At 53.3% G+C, this 15566-nt stretch carries 20 protein-coding genes; 6 read left to right on the top strand and 14 right to left on the bottom strand.

Going from position 1 to position 15566, the window contains the following annotated elements; translation table 11 throughout:
- Positions 1-31: 31 nt before the first annotated feature.
- Positions 32-151 (bottom strand): hypothetical protein, encoded by a 120-nt coding sequence (locus LEP6406_RS35625; protein WP_409978142.1) that lies wholly within the window; start codon positions 149-151, stop codon positions 32-34.
- A gap of 272 nt (positions 152-423) precedes the next feature.
- A complete protein-coding gene (locus LEP6406_RS27770) occupies positions 424-2055 on the bottom strand; it encodes an NAD(P)H-quinone oxidoreductase subunit 4 (protein ID WP_008310528.1) in 1632 nt (543 codons plus the stop codon).
- Positions 2056-2633: 578 nt separating this feature from the next.
- On the opposite strand from LEP6406_RS27770, the gene LEP6406_RS0212050 reads away from it, so the two are divergent.
- The 6 genes from LEP6406_RS0212050 to LEP6406_RS0212020 all read left to right on the top strand — a co-directional run bounded on the left by LEP6406_RS0212050 (position 2634) and on the right by LEP6406_RS0212020 (position 7407).
- A complete protein-coding gene (locus LEP6406_RS0212050; RefSeq protein WP_008310530.1) occupies positions 2634-3491 on the top strand; it encodes a hypothetical protein in 858 nt (285 codons plus the stop codon).
- Positions 3492-3494: 3 nt separating this feature from the next.
- Complete coding sequence (locus tag LEP6406_RS0212045; RefSeq protein WP_008310532.1) at positions 3495-4040, top strand: carboxypeptidase-like regulatory domain-containing protein; 546 nt, start codon at positions 3495-3497, stop codon at positions 4038-4040.
- Positions 4040-4690 carry a cobalt transporter CbiM gene (gene cbiM / locus LEP6406_RS0212040; RefSeq protein WP_008310534.1) on the top strand — a complete coding sequence of 217 codons (651 nt, stop codon included), beginning with the start codon at positions 4040-4042 and terminating at the stop codon, positions 4688-4690. The genes LEP6406_RS0212045 and cbiM overlap by 1 nt, the downstream gene beginning before the upstream one ends.
- Before the next feature lie 3 nt (positions 4691-4693).
- On the top strand, positions 4694-5488 hold the full coding sequence (gene cbiQ / locus LEP6406_RS0212035) for a cobalt ECF transporter T component CbiQ (protein ID WP_008310536.1): 795 nt from the start codon (positions 4694-4696) through the stop codon (positions 5486-5488).
- Between the two features lie 339 nt (positions 5489-5827).
- A complete protein-coding gene (locus LEP6406_RS0212025; protein ID WP_193364924.1) occupies positions 5828-6640 on the top strand; it encodes an energy-coupling factor ABC transporter ATP-binding protein in 813 nt (270 codons plus the stop codon).
- A gap of 8 nt (positions 6641-6648) precedes the next feature.
- Positions 6649-7407, top strand: coding sequence for a class I SAM-dependent methyltransferase (locus tag LEP6406_RS0212020; RefSeq protein ID WP_008313123.1), 759 nt, complete (start codon positions 6649-6651; stop codon positions 7405-7407).
- A gap of 64 nt (positions 7408-7471) precedes the next feature.
- Here the strand turns inward: LEP6406_RS0212020 and LEP6406_RS0212015 are convergent, their stop codons facing one another.
- The 12 genes from LEP6406_RS0212015 to LEP6406_RS0211965 all read right to left on the bottom strand — a co-directional run bounded on the left by LEP6406_RS0212015 (position 7472) and on the right by LEP6406_RS0211965 (position 15512).
- Positions 7472-10474, bottom strand: coding sequence for a type I restriction endonuclease subunit R (locus tag LEP6406_RS0212015; RefSeq protein WP_008313121.1), 3003 nt, complete (start codon positions 10472-10474; stop codon positions 7472-7474).
- Between the two features lie 14 nt (positions 10475-10488).
- Entirely contained in the window at positions 10489-11040 is a 552-nt protein-coding gene (locus LEP6406_RS0212010) for a Uma2 family endonuclease (protein WP_008313119.1), read from the bottom strand.
- A 35-nt stretch (positions 11041-11075) separates the two neighbouring features.
- A complete protein-coding gene (locus tag LEP6406_RS0212005; protein ID WP_008313118.1) occupies positions 11076-11681 on the bottom strand; it encodes a Uma2 family endonuclease in 606 nt (201 codons plus the stop codon).
- A 100-nt stretch (positions 11682-11781) separates the two neighbouring features.
- Positions 11782-12099: a nucleotidyltransferase family protein gene (locus LEP6406_RS0212000; protein ID WP_008313116.1), complete on the bottom strand. Its 318-nt coding sequence runs from the start codon at positions 12097-12099 to the stop codon at positions 11782-11784.
- Positions 12100-12106: 7 nt separating this feature from the next.
- Entirely contained in the window at positions 12107-12442 is a 336-nt protein-coding gene (locus LEP6406_RS0211995; protein WP_008313114.1) for a type II toxin-antitoxin system RelE family toxin, read from the bottom strand.
- A complete protein-coding gene (locus LEP6406_RS0211990; protein WP_008313112.1) occupies positions 12439-12699 on the bottom strand; it encodes a hypothetical protein in 261 nt (86 codons plus the stop codon). The genes LEP6406_RS0211995 and LEP6406_RS0211990 overlap by 4 nt, the downstream gene beginning before the upstream one ends.
- Before the next feature lie 76 nt (positions 12700-12775).
- Positions 12776-14083 (bottom strand): restriction endonuclease subunit S, encoded by a 1308-nt coding sequence (locus LEP6406_RS0211985; RefSeq protein ID WP_008313111.1) that lies wholly within the window; start codon positions 14081-14083, stop codon positions 12776-12778.
- A complete protein-coding gene (locus LEP6406_RS0211980; RefSeq protein ID WP_008313109.1) occupies positions 14083-14355 on the bottom strand; it encodes a DUF2442 domain-containing protein in 273 nt (90 codons plus the stop codon). The genes LEP6406_RS0211985 and LEP6406_RS0211980 overlap by 1 nt, the downstream gene beginning before the upstream one ends.
- On the bottom strand, positions 14327-14572 hold the full coding sequence (locus LEP6406_RS31195; RefSeq protein ID WP_008313107.1) for a DUF4160 domain-containing protein: 246 nt from the start codon (positions 14570-14572) through the stop codon (positions 14327-14329). The genes LEP6406_RS0211980 and LEP6406_RS31195 overlap by 29 nt, the downstream gene beginning before the upstream one ends.
- Before the next feature lie 3 nt (positions 14573-14575).
- Positions 14576-14899, bottom strand: coding sequence for a DUF2283 domain-containing protein (locus tag LEP6406_RS27765; RefSeq protein ID WP_008313105.1), 324 nt, complete (start codon positions 14897-14899; stop codon positions 14576-14578).
- 51 nt (positions 14900-14950) lie between these two features.
- The gene (locus LEP6406_RS32855) at positions 14951-15091 is read right to left on the bottom strand and encodes a hypothetical protein (protein WP_155834683.1); all 141 of its coding nucleotides are present in this window, start codon (positions 15089-15091) and stop codon (positions 14951-14953) included.
- Positions 15092-15176: 85 nt separating this feature from the next.
- Positions 15177-15512 (bottom strand): XisI protein, encoded by a 336-nt coding sequence (locus LEP6406_RS0211965; RefSeq protein WP_008313103.1) that lies wholly within the window; start codon positions 15510-15512, stop codon positions 15177-15179.
- Positions 15513-15566 lie beyond the last annotated feature (54 nt).

Here is a 15566-nt window from a genome sequence, read left to right as displayed (position 1 = left end):
AATCGTCTGGTCTATCCCCTCTCTGACCTCATCAGACAAAGGGGGGGTGGCCTCCACTACGCTGGTAGGCCAAAGCCTTAGGGCCGCTGTTGTTATAGCGGTGAACCCACTCCATCACTGTTTGCGGATTTCGCTTACTGTCACGCGCCACTTGGCTTGCACTCTAGCCTTGGGTGATCTCATAGAGGGCCAACAAGCGTTCTCGCGTTCGCGGATGGTCGGCTTTCAAGGCTTCCTCTCTCAGGCTTTCAGGGGTCTGATGCCACTTCTTCTCAAAGTCTACTTGCAACATTGAGGGCTGGAACTGGAATTGGACTATTCTCAAGCCTATTACTGGTTCGACCCAAACTCCAGGTTTCAAGTTGGACAAGGTTTAGTTCATTCTTAGATCTGACCAACCTATTGCTGAGCTTAGACCTAGTGCTAGTTGTAAGCAATTGTGACCATATCGACGCGCACCCAGTCAGGTTCGCCATTCGACGCCGTAAGTTGGGGGGCGGTCAAGGCGCTGAACATCGGCTGACTGGGGTTTTCTGCCACCAGCATCACCGTGTCCTGCACCCGATTAGACAGAGCGACCGTCTTCGCGTCGAAGGTTTCGGTCGCCAGTTTCGGATAGAGACCGATGCCGATGACAGGCACAATCAGACAGGCCGCTACAAAAGCTTCCCGAGGACGAATATCCAACATCGTGGGCACTTGGCTCACCACCTCACCGCTATCACCGTAGAAGATGCGACGCAGCATAGACAGGAGATAGATGGGAGACAGTACAACGCCAATCGCCGCCGCCACAATCACAAACACCTTGAAGGGGGTGGAATAGACATCACTGGTGGCCATGCCTAGGAACACCGCAATCTCGCTGACGAAACCACTCATGCCGGGGAGGGCCAAAGAGGCCATTGCCGCCGCCGTAAAGAAGGCGAAGGCCGTGGGCATCTTGCGGGCCATACCCCCCAGTTTCGTCATATCCAGCGTGTGGGTGCGCTCGTAGGTCACCCCAGCCAGGAAGAACATCACTGCTGCGATTAGACCATGGGAGATCATCTGGAGCAGCGCTCCACTCATGCCAATGGTGGTAAAGGCGGAGAAGCCAATCAGCACAAACCCCATGTGGGCAACGGAGGAGTAGGCCATGCGGCGCTTCAGATTGTCTTGGCCAAAGGCGGTCAGGGAGGCGTAAACGATATTCACCACCCCGAGAATGGCGAGGAATGGGGCAAAGTACACGTGGGCATCGGGCAACATCTCAATGTTCATGCGGATGATGCCATAGCCTGCCATCTTCAGGAGCACCCCAGCCAAAATCATTGACACCGGAGCCGGAGCCTCACTGTGGGCATCGGGTAGCCAGGTGTGGAGGGGAAAAATCGGTAGCTTGACGCCAAAGGCAATGATGAAGGCGGCGTAGGCTAGGAGTTGGAAAGGCAGGGAGTAATCCTTTAGGGCCAGTTCAGTGAAGTTGAAGCTGACGGCGTCACCGTAGAAGGCCATGGCCAGAGCGGCCACCAAGATAAAGATGGAGCCGATGGCGGTGTAGAGAATAAATTTAGTTGCCGCATACATGCGCTTCTGACCGCCCCAGATGGAGATCAGCAGATAGACGGGCACCAGTTCCACCTCCCACATGAGGAAGAAGAGGAGCATGTCCTGACAGAGGAAAACCCCTGCCTGGGCGCTGTACATCAGCAATAGCAAGAAATAATAAAGACGGGGCTTAAGGCTCACGTTCCAAGATGCCACGATGGCAAGGGTGGTAACGAGGCCGCTGAGAATCACTAGGGGCATGGAGAGACCGTCTGCCCCAAGAGACCAGTTGAGGCCAATCTGAGACACCCAGGTATAGGACTCTACCAGTTGTAGTCCCGACTCTTGGGGAGCAAAGTACCGAGCAAAGGTAAACAGAATTAGGGCCAGTTCGGTTAAACCCACACCTAGGGCGTAGACCCGTACCGTTTTGTTGCTGCTGCCCGGTAGGAGCGGAATGGGCAGGCTGGCCAGAAGCGGGAAGAGGACAATCGTCGTTAACCAGGGGAATTGTTCGCTAATCATCACACTTCACGTGAGTTTCATGGACAGTGGCTTGGAAGCATCGATTTAGGGGGCTGTGTCGCTTGAGAGTATTCCATCTAAAAATCATTCCCTGGCTTAGGCACAAGGTCTGGCCCTGACTGATTAACACTTAGGCTGCTATCCAGATCCGGGATAGGGGCTGAGCTGGAACACTCTGAGGCGGATGGGCATTTCTACCTATCGCTTCATCCGCTCCCCAGTATAATCAACTCTGTTAACTTTTGATAAGGCAGTTTTCGATGAGTTTCTAAAAACATGCGGAGGATTTACCTGGATTAAGCATTTGTGAAGCATTGTCCAGAACGGCAGCTCCAGAATAGTTCTTTTGTACTAAAAATATGGTTTTCTAGGCAGGCTGTCCCTGGGCTATGGAGGGGGGACGAGCTTCGTCAGCCAGGGTTGCCCAGCCCTGATAACGGAAAAATTCTTGAGTTTGTCTGCAACTTTCCCGTTTTGGGGGGGGCAAAATCCCCCCCCTGGGTATTGAACTGAAACAAGTAGGGACGCTTAACTTAAAGCCACTGCCCTTGTAGAGAACGCTTGTCTTGAGGATGCCTATGACCCGTCGATTGTTAGCCAAAGCAACTTGCCTGACTGCACTGCCTCTGCTGCTGTGGAGTTGTGGCTCTGCTCCCTCTACTCCCGAAGTCGGTGATGTGCCTGCTGAGGCGGGCACGGTTGACGATGAGGTGGGCCAGTTGGAGATCCGCGCCAACGGTGAAGACTTTGTGCGGGAAGGGTTTATCACTAAGGATGGCTGGGAAATCAGCTTCGCCCATGTCTATGTGACGGTGGCGGAGGTGACGGCCTATCAGAGTGAACCCGCCTTTGATGCCGAAGCAGGGGGAGTGCCCCAGGCGGAGAAAACTATCGCGATCGCAGATCCCATCACCCTCGATCTGGCGGAAGGGGACGAAACTGCGGAGACCATCCTAGTAGGCACCCTAGAGGCTCCGGCAGGTCGCTACAATGCCCTGTCTTGGAAAATGGTGCCTGCGACAGAGGGACCAGCGATGGGACAAGTGTTGCTGCTCCAGGGCACCGCCACCAAGGATGGTGAAACCCTGGACTTTGTACTAGAGCTAAACCAGCCCCTGGGGTTCGTCTGCGGTGATTTTGTTGGGGATGAGCGCAAGGGCATCCTGACAGCCAACGATACTGCCGATTTAGAGATGACCTTCCATTTCGATCACCTCTTTGGAGATGGCGGTGCACCCCCCGAGGATGGCATTAATACTGGTGCACTGGGCTTTGCCCCCTTCGCCGCTCTAGCAGTGGATGGGAAAGTGGCAGTTGATGCCGCTGCCCTAGAGGCGGGCTTGGCCCCGGCGGAGTATGACCAGTTGCTGGGCATTCTGCCGAGCCTGGGCCATGTGGGTGAAGGTCACTGCGCCGAAACAGAACTGTCAAATTGATTCATGAAGAAAAGCGTCTTAATTGTGGGATTGGCCTCCGGTCAGGCTCTACCTACACAACCCTTTGTGACCTGGTTTGGGTACAGAAAACACCTACAACGGGGATTGTCTCTAGGGCTTTTGGGCTGGGGCATAGTGGTGGGAGTGCTGAGCTTCCCCGCCACCACCTTGGCCCATGGTGCCCACATTCAATCGCGATCGCGGGAAGCCATTGAAATCCAGGCCACCTACGACAACGGTGATCCCCTCGCCAATGCTCAAGTGCAAATCTACGCCCCTAGCGATCTGCAAACCCCTTGGCACACCAGCCAAACCGACGCGGAGGGACGCTACCTGTTTGTCCCCGATGCCCCCGGTGATTGGGAGGTTTCGGTGCGACAGGCAGGCCATGGTGACATTCTGGTCATTCCCGTATCCCCCGGCGGCACGGTGGCGACCGCCTATCGTAATGAGGGCAACATCAGCCCGCTCCAACGCGGCATTATGGCCGGGGCCGTGACCTGGGGCTGTATCGGTACCGCCCTTTACTTCCGTCGAGGCAAGCGCTAGTGCACATTCCCGATGGGGTGATATCGGCCCAAGTCTGTGCGGCGGGATATGCCATGGCTGGGGGCTGTACTTGGTATGTGCTACGGCGGATCCGCCAAGGACCGGATCCCACTGCGCAGGTGCCTAAAGCATCCCTTTTAGCGGCGGCTTTTTTTGTGGGGTCATCGATCAATATTCCCGTACCCCCGGTCAGTGTCCACCTGGTTCTAAACGGACTCGTAGGATCAGTACTGGGCTGGTACGCATGGCCCGCCATTTTAGTTGGCCTGTTTTTGCAGGCAATTTTAATCGGCCATGGGGGCCTTACCACCCTGGGGGTGAATGCCGTCATGATGGGCATCCCCGCCCTCCTTTCCTATCAGGTATTTCAACTGCGCCATAGCTTGGGTAAGCCCCTGTCCCCTAATTGGTCGGTGGGGCTGTTTGGCTTCCTGGCGGGGGCAATTGGGCTAGGGCTGGCAGCCCTAATCTTCTTTGGGTTGGTGATTTTCACAATTCCGGCGGAGTTTGACCTAACGACGGAGCGGCGGGCGATTCTGGGGCTAATGCTGGCCCATATTCCCCTGATGCTGGTGGAGGGTACTTTCACCACTTTACTGACGCTGTTTTTACTGCGGGTGAAGCCAGAACTCTTGGAGGCAGAGGGATAAACCATGGCGATCGCCCTCCACCAAGATCTTTATATTCCCAGTCAGTCCCCCCTGCACCGCTGGGCTGTATGCCCCAAGCTCCTGAGCCTGTTTGCCCTCATGTTTGCCGTGGCACTCCTCCGCCAGTTGGTGCTGGTGCCCGTGGCCTTGGCGGTAGTGCTGGGACTTTATGGCTTGTCGGGGTTGCCCCTGGGGTATCTACTGCGACGGTTGCCCTATCCTGGTCTGTTTATTGTGGCTACGGTGGCGGTGCTGCCCCTCACCGCTGGCAGCACAATTCTTTGGCAATGGGGCTGGCTGGCCCTACGACTAGAGGGGCTGCAAACAGCGGGGCTAGTGGCGGGAAGATTTCTGGCAATTTTAATGACGGGCTTTATTTTGCTGGGAACCACGCCATTTCTAGACATTTTGAAGGCATTACGGCGTTTGGGGATACCGTCTCTGCTTACGGATATGGCCCTACTCACCTATCGCTACCTGTACGATATCTCAGCCCAATTGGCTACGATGCAACAGGCGATGGGGTTACGGGGCTACGGTCACCGCCCCCAAACCACTCGCCGTCAGTGGTCCTGGCTGGCGTCTCTGTTGGGGAGTCTACTTCTACGAAGCTATGAGCGATCGCAGCGGATTTACAAAGCCATGGGCCTACGGGGCTATGGTCAACGTCCTCTCCAGCGCCCTACCGATGGCCCGCCCCCAGACGCCGTTACCCCCTGGCTAACGACAATGACCAGTGCGATCGCGATCGCACTGGTCATTGCCGAAGTATTCCTCACTACCCAGCAGTTATTCTGACGGTCAGCGGGTTTTCACGGCATCAACCTCAATCCTGAATTTCCCAGCACTGGGTAGGGCAGGTTTTGCGGTTCCCACCCTGAATTTCCCGGCACTGGGTAGGGCAGGTTTTGAGCCTCCCATTTGGGATTTCCCAGTAGACACGAGCTAAACCCGCCCCTACGGCGACATCCTGCATTGGGCGCGGTTTCCGCGCCCCTACCCCAATATCGGTCATCCGGCAACAACGGGATATTTAATTCAAAACTCAAAACTCAAAATTCCTATCCCCACCCCAATACCCCAATACCCCATCACTCCCCCACTCCCCAACACCCCCACTCCCCCACTCCCCCACCCATGCCCCCCACCCTGAAACCCACCATCCTCCAAGACCCAGAGGCTACCGCGATGGACCCTTTGGGCCGGTCCCTGACCGTCGCACTTTCCCTCCAGGGGGTGACCTTTGCCTACCCCGACAGTGCGGTGGTGCTGCGGGACGTTAGCTTCACCGTGCAGCCAGGGGAGCGAGTGGGCCTGATTGGTCACAACGGTTGTGGAAAGACCACACTCTTTCTATTGCTGTGTGGGCTCTTGAAACCCTTGGCGGGGCAAATTGAACTTCTGGGTCAGGCGGTACACCCTGGCCAGTTCTACCCCGAGGTAGGGCTTTTGTTTCAGGATCCGACAGACCAGCTCTTTTCTCCCTCCGTGGGGGATGACGTGGCCTTTGGACCGCAAAATCTGGGACTTTCGGCGGCGGAGGTAGAGCTACGGGTCAAGACCGCGCTCCAGATGACGGGCCTCACCGCCCTGGCAGATCGCCCCCCCCATCACCTCTCTGGGGGAGAGAAGCAAATGGTTGCGATCGCAGGATTATTGGCCATGGAGCCCCATATCCTCCTCTGCGATGAACCCACCGCCAGTTTAGATATGCGGACCCGCCGCCGCCTGATTCAGTTTTTGCAACAGTCGGCAGAAACCCTGCTGATTGCCTCCCACGATCTAGAATTTTTGCTGGAAATCTGCGATCGCGTCATTCTCATTGACGAAGGCGGCATCATCGCAGATGGCAGTCCCCAAGGGATCATGGGCAATCAGACCTTAATGGAAACCCACGGACTGGAGAAACCCCACTCCCTAATTCCCCACCTTGAGCCCCACCACGAATAAGTTTCACCATGAACCAAACCTGGGATACGGACCTATATCAAGATGCCCACGCCTTTGTCTGGCAATTGGGACAAGATCTCATTGATTTGCTCAACCCCCAACCGGGCGAACATATTTTGGATCTGGGCTGCGGTACGGGACAACTGACAGCTGCGATCGCGGCCCGAGGTGCCAGAGTACAAGGTATTGATGCCGATCCCGCCATGGTGGCCCAGGCCCAGATCAATACCCCCCATCTGACCTTCAGCACCGCCGATGCCTGCACCTTCACCCTGGCTGAACCCGTAGATGCCATCTTCTCCAACGCGGTACTCCATTGGATTCCCACAGCAGATCAGGTCGTGGCTCAGGTCTGGGCCGCCCTCAAGCCCAGTGGCCGCTTTATCGCAGAGTTTGGCGGCAAGGGCAATATGGGCCAAGTGCTGACGGCCCTAGCAGCGGGGCGGATGGCACTGGGATATGGTCCCAGCTCTGCAACACCCTGGTATTTTCCCTCCATAGGAGAATATGCCCAAGTCCTAGAGGCCCAAGGCTTTGAGCTCCAATTCGCCACCCTCCGCGATCGCCCCACTCCCCTAGAGGGAGACCTGGGTCTGGTGAACTGGCTCACAATGTTTGCCAAGCGATTTCTCTGCGATCTCTCACCAGACCAGCAGGAAACCCTGTTCCGCCAGATGGAAACCCAGCTTCGCCCCCAACTGTACCAACAAGGACAATGGTTCGCCGACTATCGCCGCATTCGGATTCTAGCGGTGAAGCCAGAATAATTTGTCCCCAAGAAGATGTTTTAAAAGGGTCAGTCTGGACTGTAGATGACACCGATATAGCTGCCTACGCACCTAGCAGATCATCCAGTTGCTGTGGATCGGTTTGAAATAGCAGGTTCATGATGCTGGCGTTTAAGGCCCGTTGGAAGTCGGGGTCAGTGGCGTAGCTGCGGTAGAGATCAAGCTCGCGGCGGCGTTCTTGGTTGATGGCTTGCTTAATCAGTTGCTCCAGCGCCAGACGGCGGTTTTGCTCATCGGGGTTATTGACCACCTGGGCTTGGTAGCTGTCGCTCTGCACGACATGGCGGGCGATATTGATCAGCTTCACCCGCTGCTCTTCTGGGGTAGCGTCCCAACCGTCGAAGAAGCGCTGGTTAAAGTTGGCAACAATCTCGTCTAGGGGATCGCGCTGGGGTTCCTGATCGCGGTAGCCCCGTGGGTTGGAGTTCTGGGGATCGACTTCGGAGGCAGCATCATCCAGGCCAATAGTGTGGTTGACGCGGGTGCGTTCCAGTCCATAGGTGGAAAGGTCAACGCTGTCGAGCAGGTCGTTGAGTTGGTCTTGATCGGGGCTGTGGACAGTCAGCTTGGGGATGAGGAACTTGAGGAACCAGAACAGCTTCTCCCAACGAATGATGTTGAAGGGCACCAGGCAGGACACTTGGCTGTAGATTTTGACGAACTGCTTGGCCTTGATTTTGAAGTCGATCTTGTCTTCTTCTTCTAGTCCCAGGTTTTCCTCAAAGCGGACAGCAGCGGTGTCGAGCAGGGGACTGAGCTGGTCGGCATCGGCTTTGGCAAAGAACAGTTCGTTAAATGCCTCGACTTCATGCCATTCGTAGACCCCGACATCATCTAGAGCCTCTTTGAGTTCGTGAAGGACGTTGACATCGGTGGGCTGGGTCAGGGAGGTAGAGGTGTAGAAGGGGTCGAAGGCGGCTTTGATGTCTTCAACGGTGTTGAAGAAGTCGAGAACGACAGGTGCTCGCTTATCCAGCGTGTTGAGGGCGCGGTTGAGCCGGGAGAGGGCCTGAACCGCCAGCACCCCCTGGAGTTTCTTGTCGATGTACTGGGCGTAGAGCAAGGGTTCATCGAAGCCGGTGAGGTACTTGTTGGCCACTACTAGCAGGCGGTAGTCTTCGGTTTTGAGTTTCGCTTCGATGTCTTTGCTGGGGAATCCGTTGAGGCTGTCTTCGGTGTATTCGATGCCGTCGATGGTCTTTTTGCCGGAAAACGCGACGATCGCGCCAAAGGGAGCGTTGGCGGCTTTGAGCCCGTCGCGGATGGCGAAAAAATAGCGAATGGCGGCTTCAATGTTGCGGGTGACGACCATGCCTCGGGCTTTGCCTTTGAGCTGCTTGGGGGCAACCACGCTCTCCAGGAAGTGGTTAACGATGATGTTGGCTTTGGTGTTGATGGTCAGGTAGTGGTTTTCGACTTTTTCCCGGAGTTTTTTCTGGGCGCGGACGGTTTCAAATTCGGGATTTTCCTCGATGGATTTCTGAATCTCGTAGTAGCTGCGGTAGGTGGTGTAGTTGGCCAGCACATCTAGAATGAAGCCTTCTTCGATCGCCTGCTTCATGGAATACAGGTGAAAGGGCTCGAAGCCGCCGTCTGGGGTGGGCTGGCCAAATTTCTCTAGGGTGGTGTTTTTGGGGGTGGCGGTGAAGGCGAAGAAGGAGGCGTTGGGGCTCATCTTGCGGCCTGCCATCACTTTGAGAATGCGATCCTGGTTGTCTTCGGGCTCGTCGTCATCGTTGTCATCGTTGTCATCGTTGCCCAGGGCCATGTTCATTTTGTCGGCAGCAAGGCCGCTCTGGGAGGAGTGGGCTTCGTCAATGATCACGGCAAAGTTCTTACCGCCCATGTCTTCGATGCCATCGACGATGAAGGGAAATTTCTGGATGGTGGTGATGATGATTTTCTTGCCCTGCTCCAGCGCGGCTTTCAGGTCAGAGGATTTGAAGGCAGGGGCGACAATGTTTTTGACTTCGGAAAAGTCTTTGATGTTGTTCCGCAGTTGTTTGTCGAGGATGCGGCGATCGGTGACCACCACGACGGAATCAAACAGGGGTCGGTCGGCCCCATCGGGGTAGAGTTCGATCAGTTGGTAGGCGGTCCAGGTGATGGAGTTGGACTTGCCGGAACCTGCGGAGTGCTGAATCAGGTACTTCTGGCCAGGGCCGTGGGTTTTGGCATGGCTGAGCAACTGTCGCACCACATCGCGCTGGTGGTAGCGGGGGAAGATCAGGGTCTTTTTGGGGAGGGGATCTTTTTTGTCCCCCTCTAGCAGGACGAAGTGCTCAATGATGGTGGCGAGGCTGGCGCGGGTGAGCACGTCTTCCCACAGGTAGGCGGTTTTGTGGCCGCCCGATGTGCCGTCGGCCCCCACATTCGGCGGGTTGCCTTTGCCGTAGTTGCAGCCTTGGTTGAAGGGGAGGAAGTAGGTTTTGTCCTGGGCCAGTTTGGTGGTCATCCAGACTTCGTCGGGGTCTACGGCGAAGTGGACGAGGCAGCGGCCAAAGTTGAGCAGGGTTTCTTTGGGGTCGCGGTCTTGGCAGTATTGCTTTTTGGCGTGGTAGACGGTCTGGCCAGACCAGGGGTTTTTGAGTTCCATCGTGGCGATCGCCATGCCGTTGATAAACAGCACCAGGTCGATGGACAGGCCAGGGTTGCTTTCGGAGTAGTGAACCTGGCGGGTGACGGAGAAGATATTGCGATCGAAGTTTTCGCGGATGGTAGGGTTGGCGTCGTTGTAGGGCAGGCTGTAGAGCAGGGTAAAGTCGGCATCGTTGATGGCGATGCCCTTTTTCAGCACTGAGAGGATGCCGTCTTTTTTGACTTTGCGGTGAAAGCGCTCCAGAATTAGCCGCTGCCAGTTGGGCTGATCCTGCACCTTGGCCAGTTGTTCGGGCTGGGTGGTTTCCAGGAAGCGCCAGAATTTCTCGCGATCGCAGGCAAACTCCTGGTCAAAGTCAGCCGGGTCGCCCTTTTCATAGCGGGCACCCTCCACCAATGCAGCTTCGATGCAATCTTCCAGCGCTCGTTCATTGGTTTTGCTGACCATAGGGCTGATCTCGACTAGGGATTCATCAGGCGTTGCACAGAAATTTCAATGTTGGTAAACGCACAGGGAGAAACATGGCCTGTGGTGTAGGTCTCTTCAATGGTGTAGTGACCGTTGTCTAGGTCTCGGAAGACGTTCAGTTCTTTGTGGTTCAGATTCACTACCCAATATTCAGGAATCCCCGCTTCGGCATAAATCGCACGCTTGACGGTGAGATCTGGGCTAAGGGTGGCTTTGGAAAATTCGATCAGCCAGAAAATATCGCCAGGGTAGGGGTGATGCTCTAGGTATACCGCCCCTAGGGGCTTCACAATTGCTAGGTCAGGAATGGGCTCGGAGTCGTTTGGGAGGGTAATGGGATGAGCTTCACGGATTTTACCTCGACTGCCCAGCAGTGCCCGCAAATAGTCCCCTACTTCACTGTTGTAGTAGGCATGGAGTTTTCCCTCTGGCGGCGTAACGATGAGGTCTCCCCGGAGTAGCTCTATGGGTTGGTCGTCAAACAAACCTGCATCAATCGCTTGATGGTAGCGATCCAATGTCCATTTGTAGGGGGTGACGGTCATGGCAAACCAGCCTCAAAACTTAATAGAGCAGGGGATCATTTAGACTTCAGTGCATTGCGGAAGATATTAGCGGCATCAAGGCGGGAAGTTTCGGCAATCAACACGCAGCGGGTGAGCAGTTCAATATCCAGTGTTTCCAGTTCTGGAATTTCGCTTTGGCTGATTGCCTCATATTCGGAACTTCGCAGCCGATAGAGGCTGAACACGCCATCTTCCCAAAACCAAACTTCGGGGATGTTCAACACTTGATAGAGGTTCAGTTTCTTGATGCTACCGCTGGTAACAATCACTTCAAGGACTAAATCGGGGGTGGGCTTAGATGCGCCAAAACAGTAGGACTCATCCGGTTCGGCGGAGGCTTCGCCTTCTCGCTCTTGGGTGGTGGAGCCCAGGGGTTCAAATTCGGTGCCTGTTTCTAGACAAAAGAGCTCTAGTAGAAAGCCAATAATGGATTTGAAAAATTCGTGATCGCGCCCCGGCATGATGATTTCGACGGTGGTGTTGTAGTAAAACAGGCGCACGTTGCGGGTATCGCCAAAGCCCGACTGAATCAGCTTGAATTGCTGCCAGGTAATGCCGGAGTGGACAATGCGCTGGTCTGGGGAGGGGGGCTTGAGTCGTTCGGGCTGGAGTTGAACCATCGGCTGGCCTTTCCTACGGTGTTTCTATCTTAGTCGGACTGCTCGATATGTCTTGCCAAGGCTTGTTCATTTGAGGATGTTATTGAGGTAAAGCGTCAGTTTAGGCGACATTGATCGCCTCCGCTAGCACGATGTCGGCAATCTGCGGCTTGAGAGAACCCTTGGTGACTAAATCGACGTTTTTCTCAAACAGGTCTTCCAGGAAAAATTTCAGATCCATATAGAGGTCGAAGGTGGTAGATCCTTCAAATTCCACCAAAAAATCGAGGTCGCTGGTGTCGGTGGCTTCGTTGCGGGCGGTGGAGCCGAAGAGGGCGAGGGTTTTGATTTTGAATTGGGTGAACAGGTTGGGCTGCGATCGCAAGGTTTGGAGAACCATTACAGCAGTAAGGGCTTGTTCGTTGGTTTGGCTGATCATAGGTTCTTCACTCTTCTAGAGCTTTGGCAATAGCAGTTTCGATCTCTCCCATACTGACATCGGCCTGGTCGGATTTAGCATAAACGAGCAGCAGCAGAATGTTTTCGGGAGAAAGCACCTGGTAGATAATCCGATACCCGCCACTTTTGCCTGTGGGAATATCGCTATTCTTGGCACGTACTTTGAAAACTGTAGAAGTGGCTCCAGAAACTTGATCACCAATGAGGTGGCCTTGTTCGAGTTCTCGAATAATCGGCTGTAGATCGGCTTGAACTTGACGATAGCGTTTTTTAAGCCCTTTGAGACGACGCTTAAAACTCGACGTAAATCGAACGTTCGTCATGGCTCGTCATCCAAATCATCCCAAAGCTGAGCAACCGGAAAGGTCTGCCCTGCGGCAGCTTGTTGAAGCGAGGTTTGCAAATCTGCCAGAATTTTCGCGTTGGGTTCGTGCTCATCGATCCAGGCCAGACCACTATCAGGATCTTGCAGGGCGTGAATGAGCTGTTGCCACAATTCCAGGGGCACCAACACATCGGTGGTTTTGCCAGCGGCGTTGGTGACATAGCGAACTTGGGTATCCAGAGATGAATTGACCATCAGGGTTTCCTCCTATTTTCTTCTAACAGCGGTGAGGGGAATGTCTTGATTGGTTTGATTGACCATAATTTCGCCCTCAGACTTTTATTTTTCCAGTTACGGCTTTGGAGATAAGGATTGAGCGAAGGTCTCCTAGAGTGGTTATTTCAGACTCAATAGAGTTAATGGCTTCGTCAATTTGCCGCGTTCTTTCAAGAGTTACTGATGTAATCCGATCCTGCTCTTTCTTAGGTGGCAAGAGGATTTCCATACCTAAGAACATATGGGCATAGAGCCGAAGTCTAGATGAATGCAAGCCTGTTGAGATTCTGTTGTATTGAGCAACATACTCCGTGCTGCGTAATAGATGCTCTAGATACCAAGAATTAAAGGTGTCTGGCTCCATCTGCCTGAAGACTCCGTAGGAGGGACTGACAATTCCAATTCGGTCTGAAACGCCTAATGCACCCATCCAGGCCCACATAATATTGATAACTAAGTCGTCTTTTCGGCAGAGTTTGGAACCTGTGTAGTCTTCTGCCATGAACATGTAAACGTTCTTCTCTGATCGCGGTGTTACTCCCGTCATATGAGAAACAGAGAGCAGTTCTTCAGTTCCAGTCTGAGAACGCTCATCTACTTCTCTAAAGAGAAACTTGGCTCGCCGGACATCCCAATGCGGAGGAATCGACCCCAGCCAATTGAGGCCACTATCACGCATTGATGCTTTTGGGTTTAGCCCTTGGGTAACGGCTTGATTGATGACGATCGCTTTTTGTTCTTGCAGGAGTTCGATGAGGCGTTGTTTTTGGGAAATGGCACGGTCTATCTCGGTGGTAGTGCGATCTAAAAACTCAACAATCCGCTTCTGTTCTTCAACGGGAGGAAGTGGGAAAATTGCATCATTAATTGCACTTTTGCCGATTCCAAACCTTGTTATTCCATTGGCAGACACTCTAAACTGTGACGAAATTCCTTCGGCTTGAAAAGCTCTAAATAGATAGCTACCCTCCATATAAGTCGGTTTTATATGTGCCAGATGATAGCCGCATATAGTGTTTGCCAGTGTTTCAGGAACATATGCAGGAACTGCAATATCGTCGAATGATTCTGAGTCTTTTGTGATCAGAACATCACCTTTTTCTAGAGCAAAACTACGAACCTGCTCTTCCGTAGCAGTAGCCTCCATGAAAGAAATTTCACTGGTAATAAAGTTCCTATAATAGACATCGGTGTAGTTACAAAGTTTGACTGGAAGCTCATTAGCTCTTGAGTGCTTGTCTACATTGCTTAACCGAACTTTAGCAATATGCTTTAATTTGTGAAAATTCCAATGATTCGGAATCTCTCCCAACCACTCAACCCCGCTATCCTTGTAACTCTCATACCTTGGAAACGTCGGCATCACTCCACCTCCCCCACCGCACCGGGCGCAGGCGCACCCCGCAGCATTCCTTCCGTGCTCAGGTCTTCATCAATCGCTTCCCAGTGCAACCCATAGCCACCACCACAAATTTCCCAGCCTTTCCGCTGCTCTGGTGTAGCGTGCAGCAAGCGCGGATACCACACCAGCGGCACCGTAATGATGCGCCCATCCATTAGCCCTACGCTGATGGCATCCTCCGTGAAACTCACCGCCTTCACCCGCTCATCCGTTTGAATTGCCAAAGTAGCCATGCCACGCCTCCAATAATTCTGCTTGATGCTCTTGAACCAACCCTCCTAGCTTGCGCAACTCTTTTGCGCTAAATCCTAGGTTTTTCGCTAAACTCACTGGCTCTAACCAAAACTTGACGGATGACGCATCACGATCAACATGCACATGGGGTGGTTCGTTGGGTTCATGACTGTAAAAATAAAAACGATAGGCACCAATTCTTAAAACTGTGGGCATTATTCAAAACGGGCGATCGTGGTTTGTGAATAGATCAGGATTGGCAGCAACTTCCCCTCGGCGTAACTGCGATATCAGGCAGGGCTTTGAAACTTGACTCGCCAACTTGAAATCAGCTAAGATTGGCAACTCAAATAACGGCTTATCAGCAAAGCGTTGCGAGAAAAACAAAATCTCTAAATTTTCTATCGCATTTGACTCTGGGTTGAACCGGGCAATAATTTCATCCCCGATTTCCTCAGACTCCTGCTCCGCATAGGGAGGGCACAGATCGATATAGAGGATGTCTCCCACGCGGTCGTAGCGAAAGGTTAAGTTTTTGTCCATATCACTGTTCCTCTCCTAAATACGAGCAGAAAAATCGTTTTCCCTCCATCCCTAAACACCCGAATTTTCAAAGCTCACCAACTGCTTCAACAACCCTTCCGTCTTCTCCTCCAACACCAAAATCTCCTCAATCACCGTTTTCAGATCCCTTAACGGCTTGTGCTGCTTGTTGTAGAACCCAAGGCAAACCACTTAGTCTTTCTCCCACAACATCCCAAAATTACAAGGGGTAAAAAGCTCATTGACACCTATAGAGAAGTTGGTGACTTATCCCCGTTCACGCCACCCCATAGTCAGTGTAGGGTCGCTTATACGGTGGTTGTAAGCCCAACACAATGTCCGCCTTTGGCACACCCATATCCACCAGATCCGCAGCCGGATTCAAATCCGTCATATTTTCCTGTAGCCAGATTTTTTCATCCTTAATATCAAAATGCATGACCGGATGATAAATCCGCTTGGATCCATCCCAGCCCACATCTAACCATAAATAATGGTCATGTGTCTCATCAAATAGAAGTTGTGATTCATACGGCTTCTTGGATTTACCCCAACCTGCATACTGGGATAGCAAAGCTTTGATATGCTGACGATAAATCGTTAACTTATCCATTCTACAATGTCTCCTTTTTCGGAATCATAGACAACCAACTTCAGTTGATATTCA

The sequence above is a fragment of the Leptolyngbya sp. PCC 6406 genome, assembly GCF_000332095.2.
Classification (GTDB): Bacteria; Cyanobacteriota; Cyanobacteriia; order Phormidesmidales; family Phormidesmidaceae; genus PCC-6406.
This window is presented reverse-complemented; position numbering and strand designations above follow the sequence as displayed.

Coding starts and splice junctions, on each gene's coding strand:
- LEP6406_RS0212020 (WP_008313123.1), top strand. CDS start 6,649: ATGAACCAAACCTGGGATACGGACCTATATCAAGATGCCCACGCCTTT.
- LEP6406_RS0212045 (WP_008310532.1), top strand. CDS start 3,495: ATGAAGAAAAGCGTCTTAATTGTGGGATTGGCCTCCGGTCAGGCTCTA.
- LEP6406_RS0212005 (WP_008313118.1), bottom strand. CDS start 11,681: ATGGTTCAACTCCAGCCCGAACGACTCAAGCCCCCCTCCCCAGACCAG.
- LEP6406_RS0211995 (WP_008313114.1), bottom strand. CDS start 12,442: ATGACGAACGTTCGATTTACGTCGAGTTTTAAGCGTCGTCTCAAAGGG.
- LEP6406_RS0212025 (WP_193364924.1), top strand. CDS start 5,828: ATGCCCCCCACCCTGAAACCCACCATCCTCCAAGACCCAGAGGCTACC.
- LEP6406_RS0211990 (WP_008313112.1), bottom strand. CDS start 12,699: ATGGTCAATTCATCTCTGGATACCCAAGTTCGCTATGTCACCAACGCC.
- LEP6406_RS27765 (WP_008313105.1), bottom strand. CDS start 14,899: ATGGACAAAAACTTAACCTTTCGCTACGACCGCGTGGGAGACATCCTC.
- LEP6406_RS0212015 (WP_008313121.1), bottom strand. CDS start 10,474: ATGGTCAGCAAAACCAATGAACGAGCGCTGGAAGATTGCATCGAAGCT.
- cbiQ (WP_008310536.1), top strand. CDS start 4,694: ATGGCGATCGCCCTCCACCAAGATCTTTATATTCCCAGTCAGTCCCCC.
- LEP6406_RS0212010 (WP_008313119.1), bottom strand. CDS start 11,040: ATGACCGTCACCCCCTACAAATGGACATTGGATCGCTACCATCAAGCG.
- LEP6406_RS0212050 (WP_008310530.1), top strand. CDS start 2,634: ATGACCCGTCGATTGTTAGCCAAAGCAACTTGCCTGACTGCACTGCCT.
- LEP6406_RS0211985 (WP_008313111.1), bottom strand. CDS start 14,083: ATGCCGACGTTTCCAAGGTATGAGAGTTACAAGGATAGCGGGGTTGAG.
- LEP6406_RS0211965 (WP_008313103.1), bottom strand. CDS start 15,512: ATGGATAAGTTAACGATTTATCGTCAGCATATCAAAGCTTTGCTATCC.
- LEP6406_RS0211980 (WP_008313109.1), bottom strand. CDS start 14,355: ATGGCTACTTTGGCAATTCAAACGGATGAGCGGGTGAAGGCGGTGAGT.
- LEP6406_RS31195 (WP_008313107.1), bottom strand. CDS start 14,572: ATGCCCACAGTTTTAAGAATTGGTGCCTATCGTTTTTATTTTTACAGT.
- LEP6406_RS0212000 (WP_008313116.1), bottom strand. CDS start 12,099: ATGATCAGCCAAACCAACGAACAAGCCCTTACTGCTGTAATGGTTCTC.
- LEP6406_RS27770 (WP_008310528.1), bottom strand. CDS start 2,055: ATGATTAGCGAACAATTCCCCTGGTTAACGACGATTGTCCTCTTCCCG.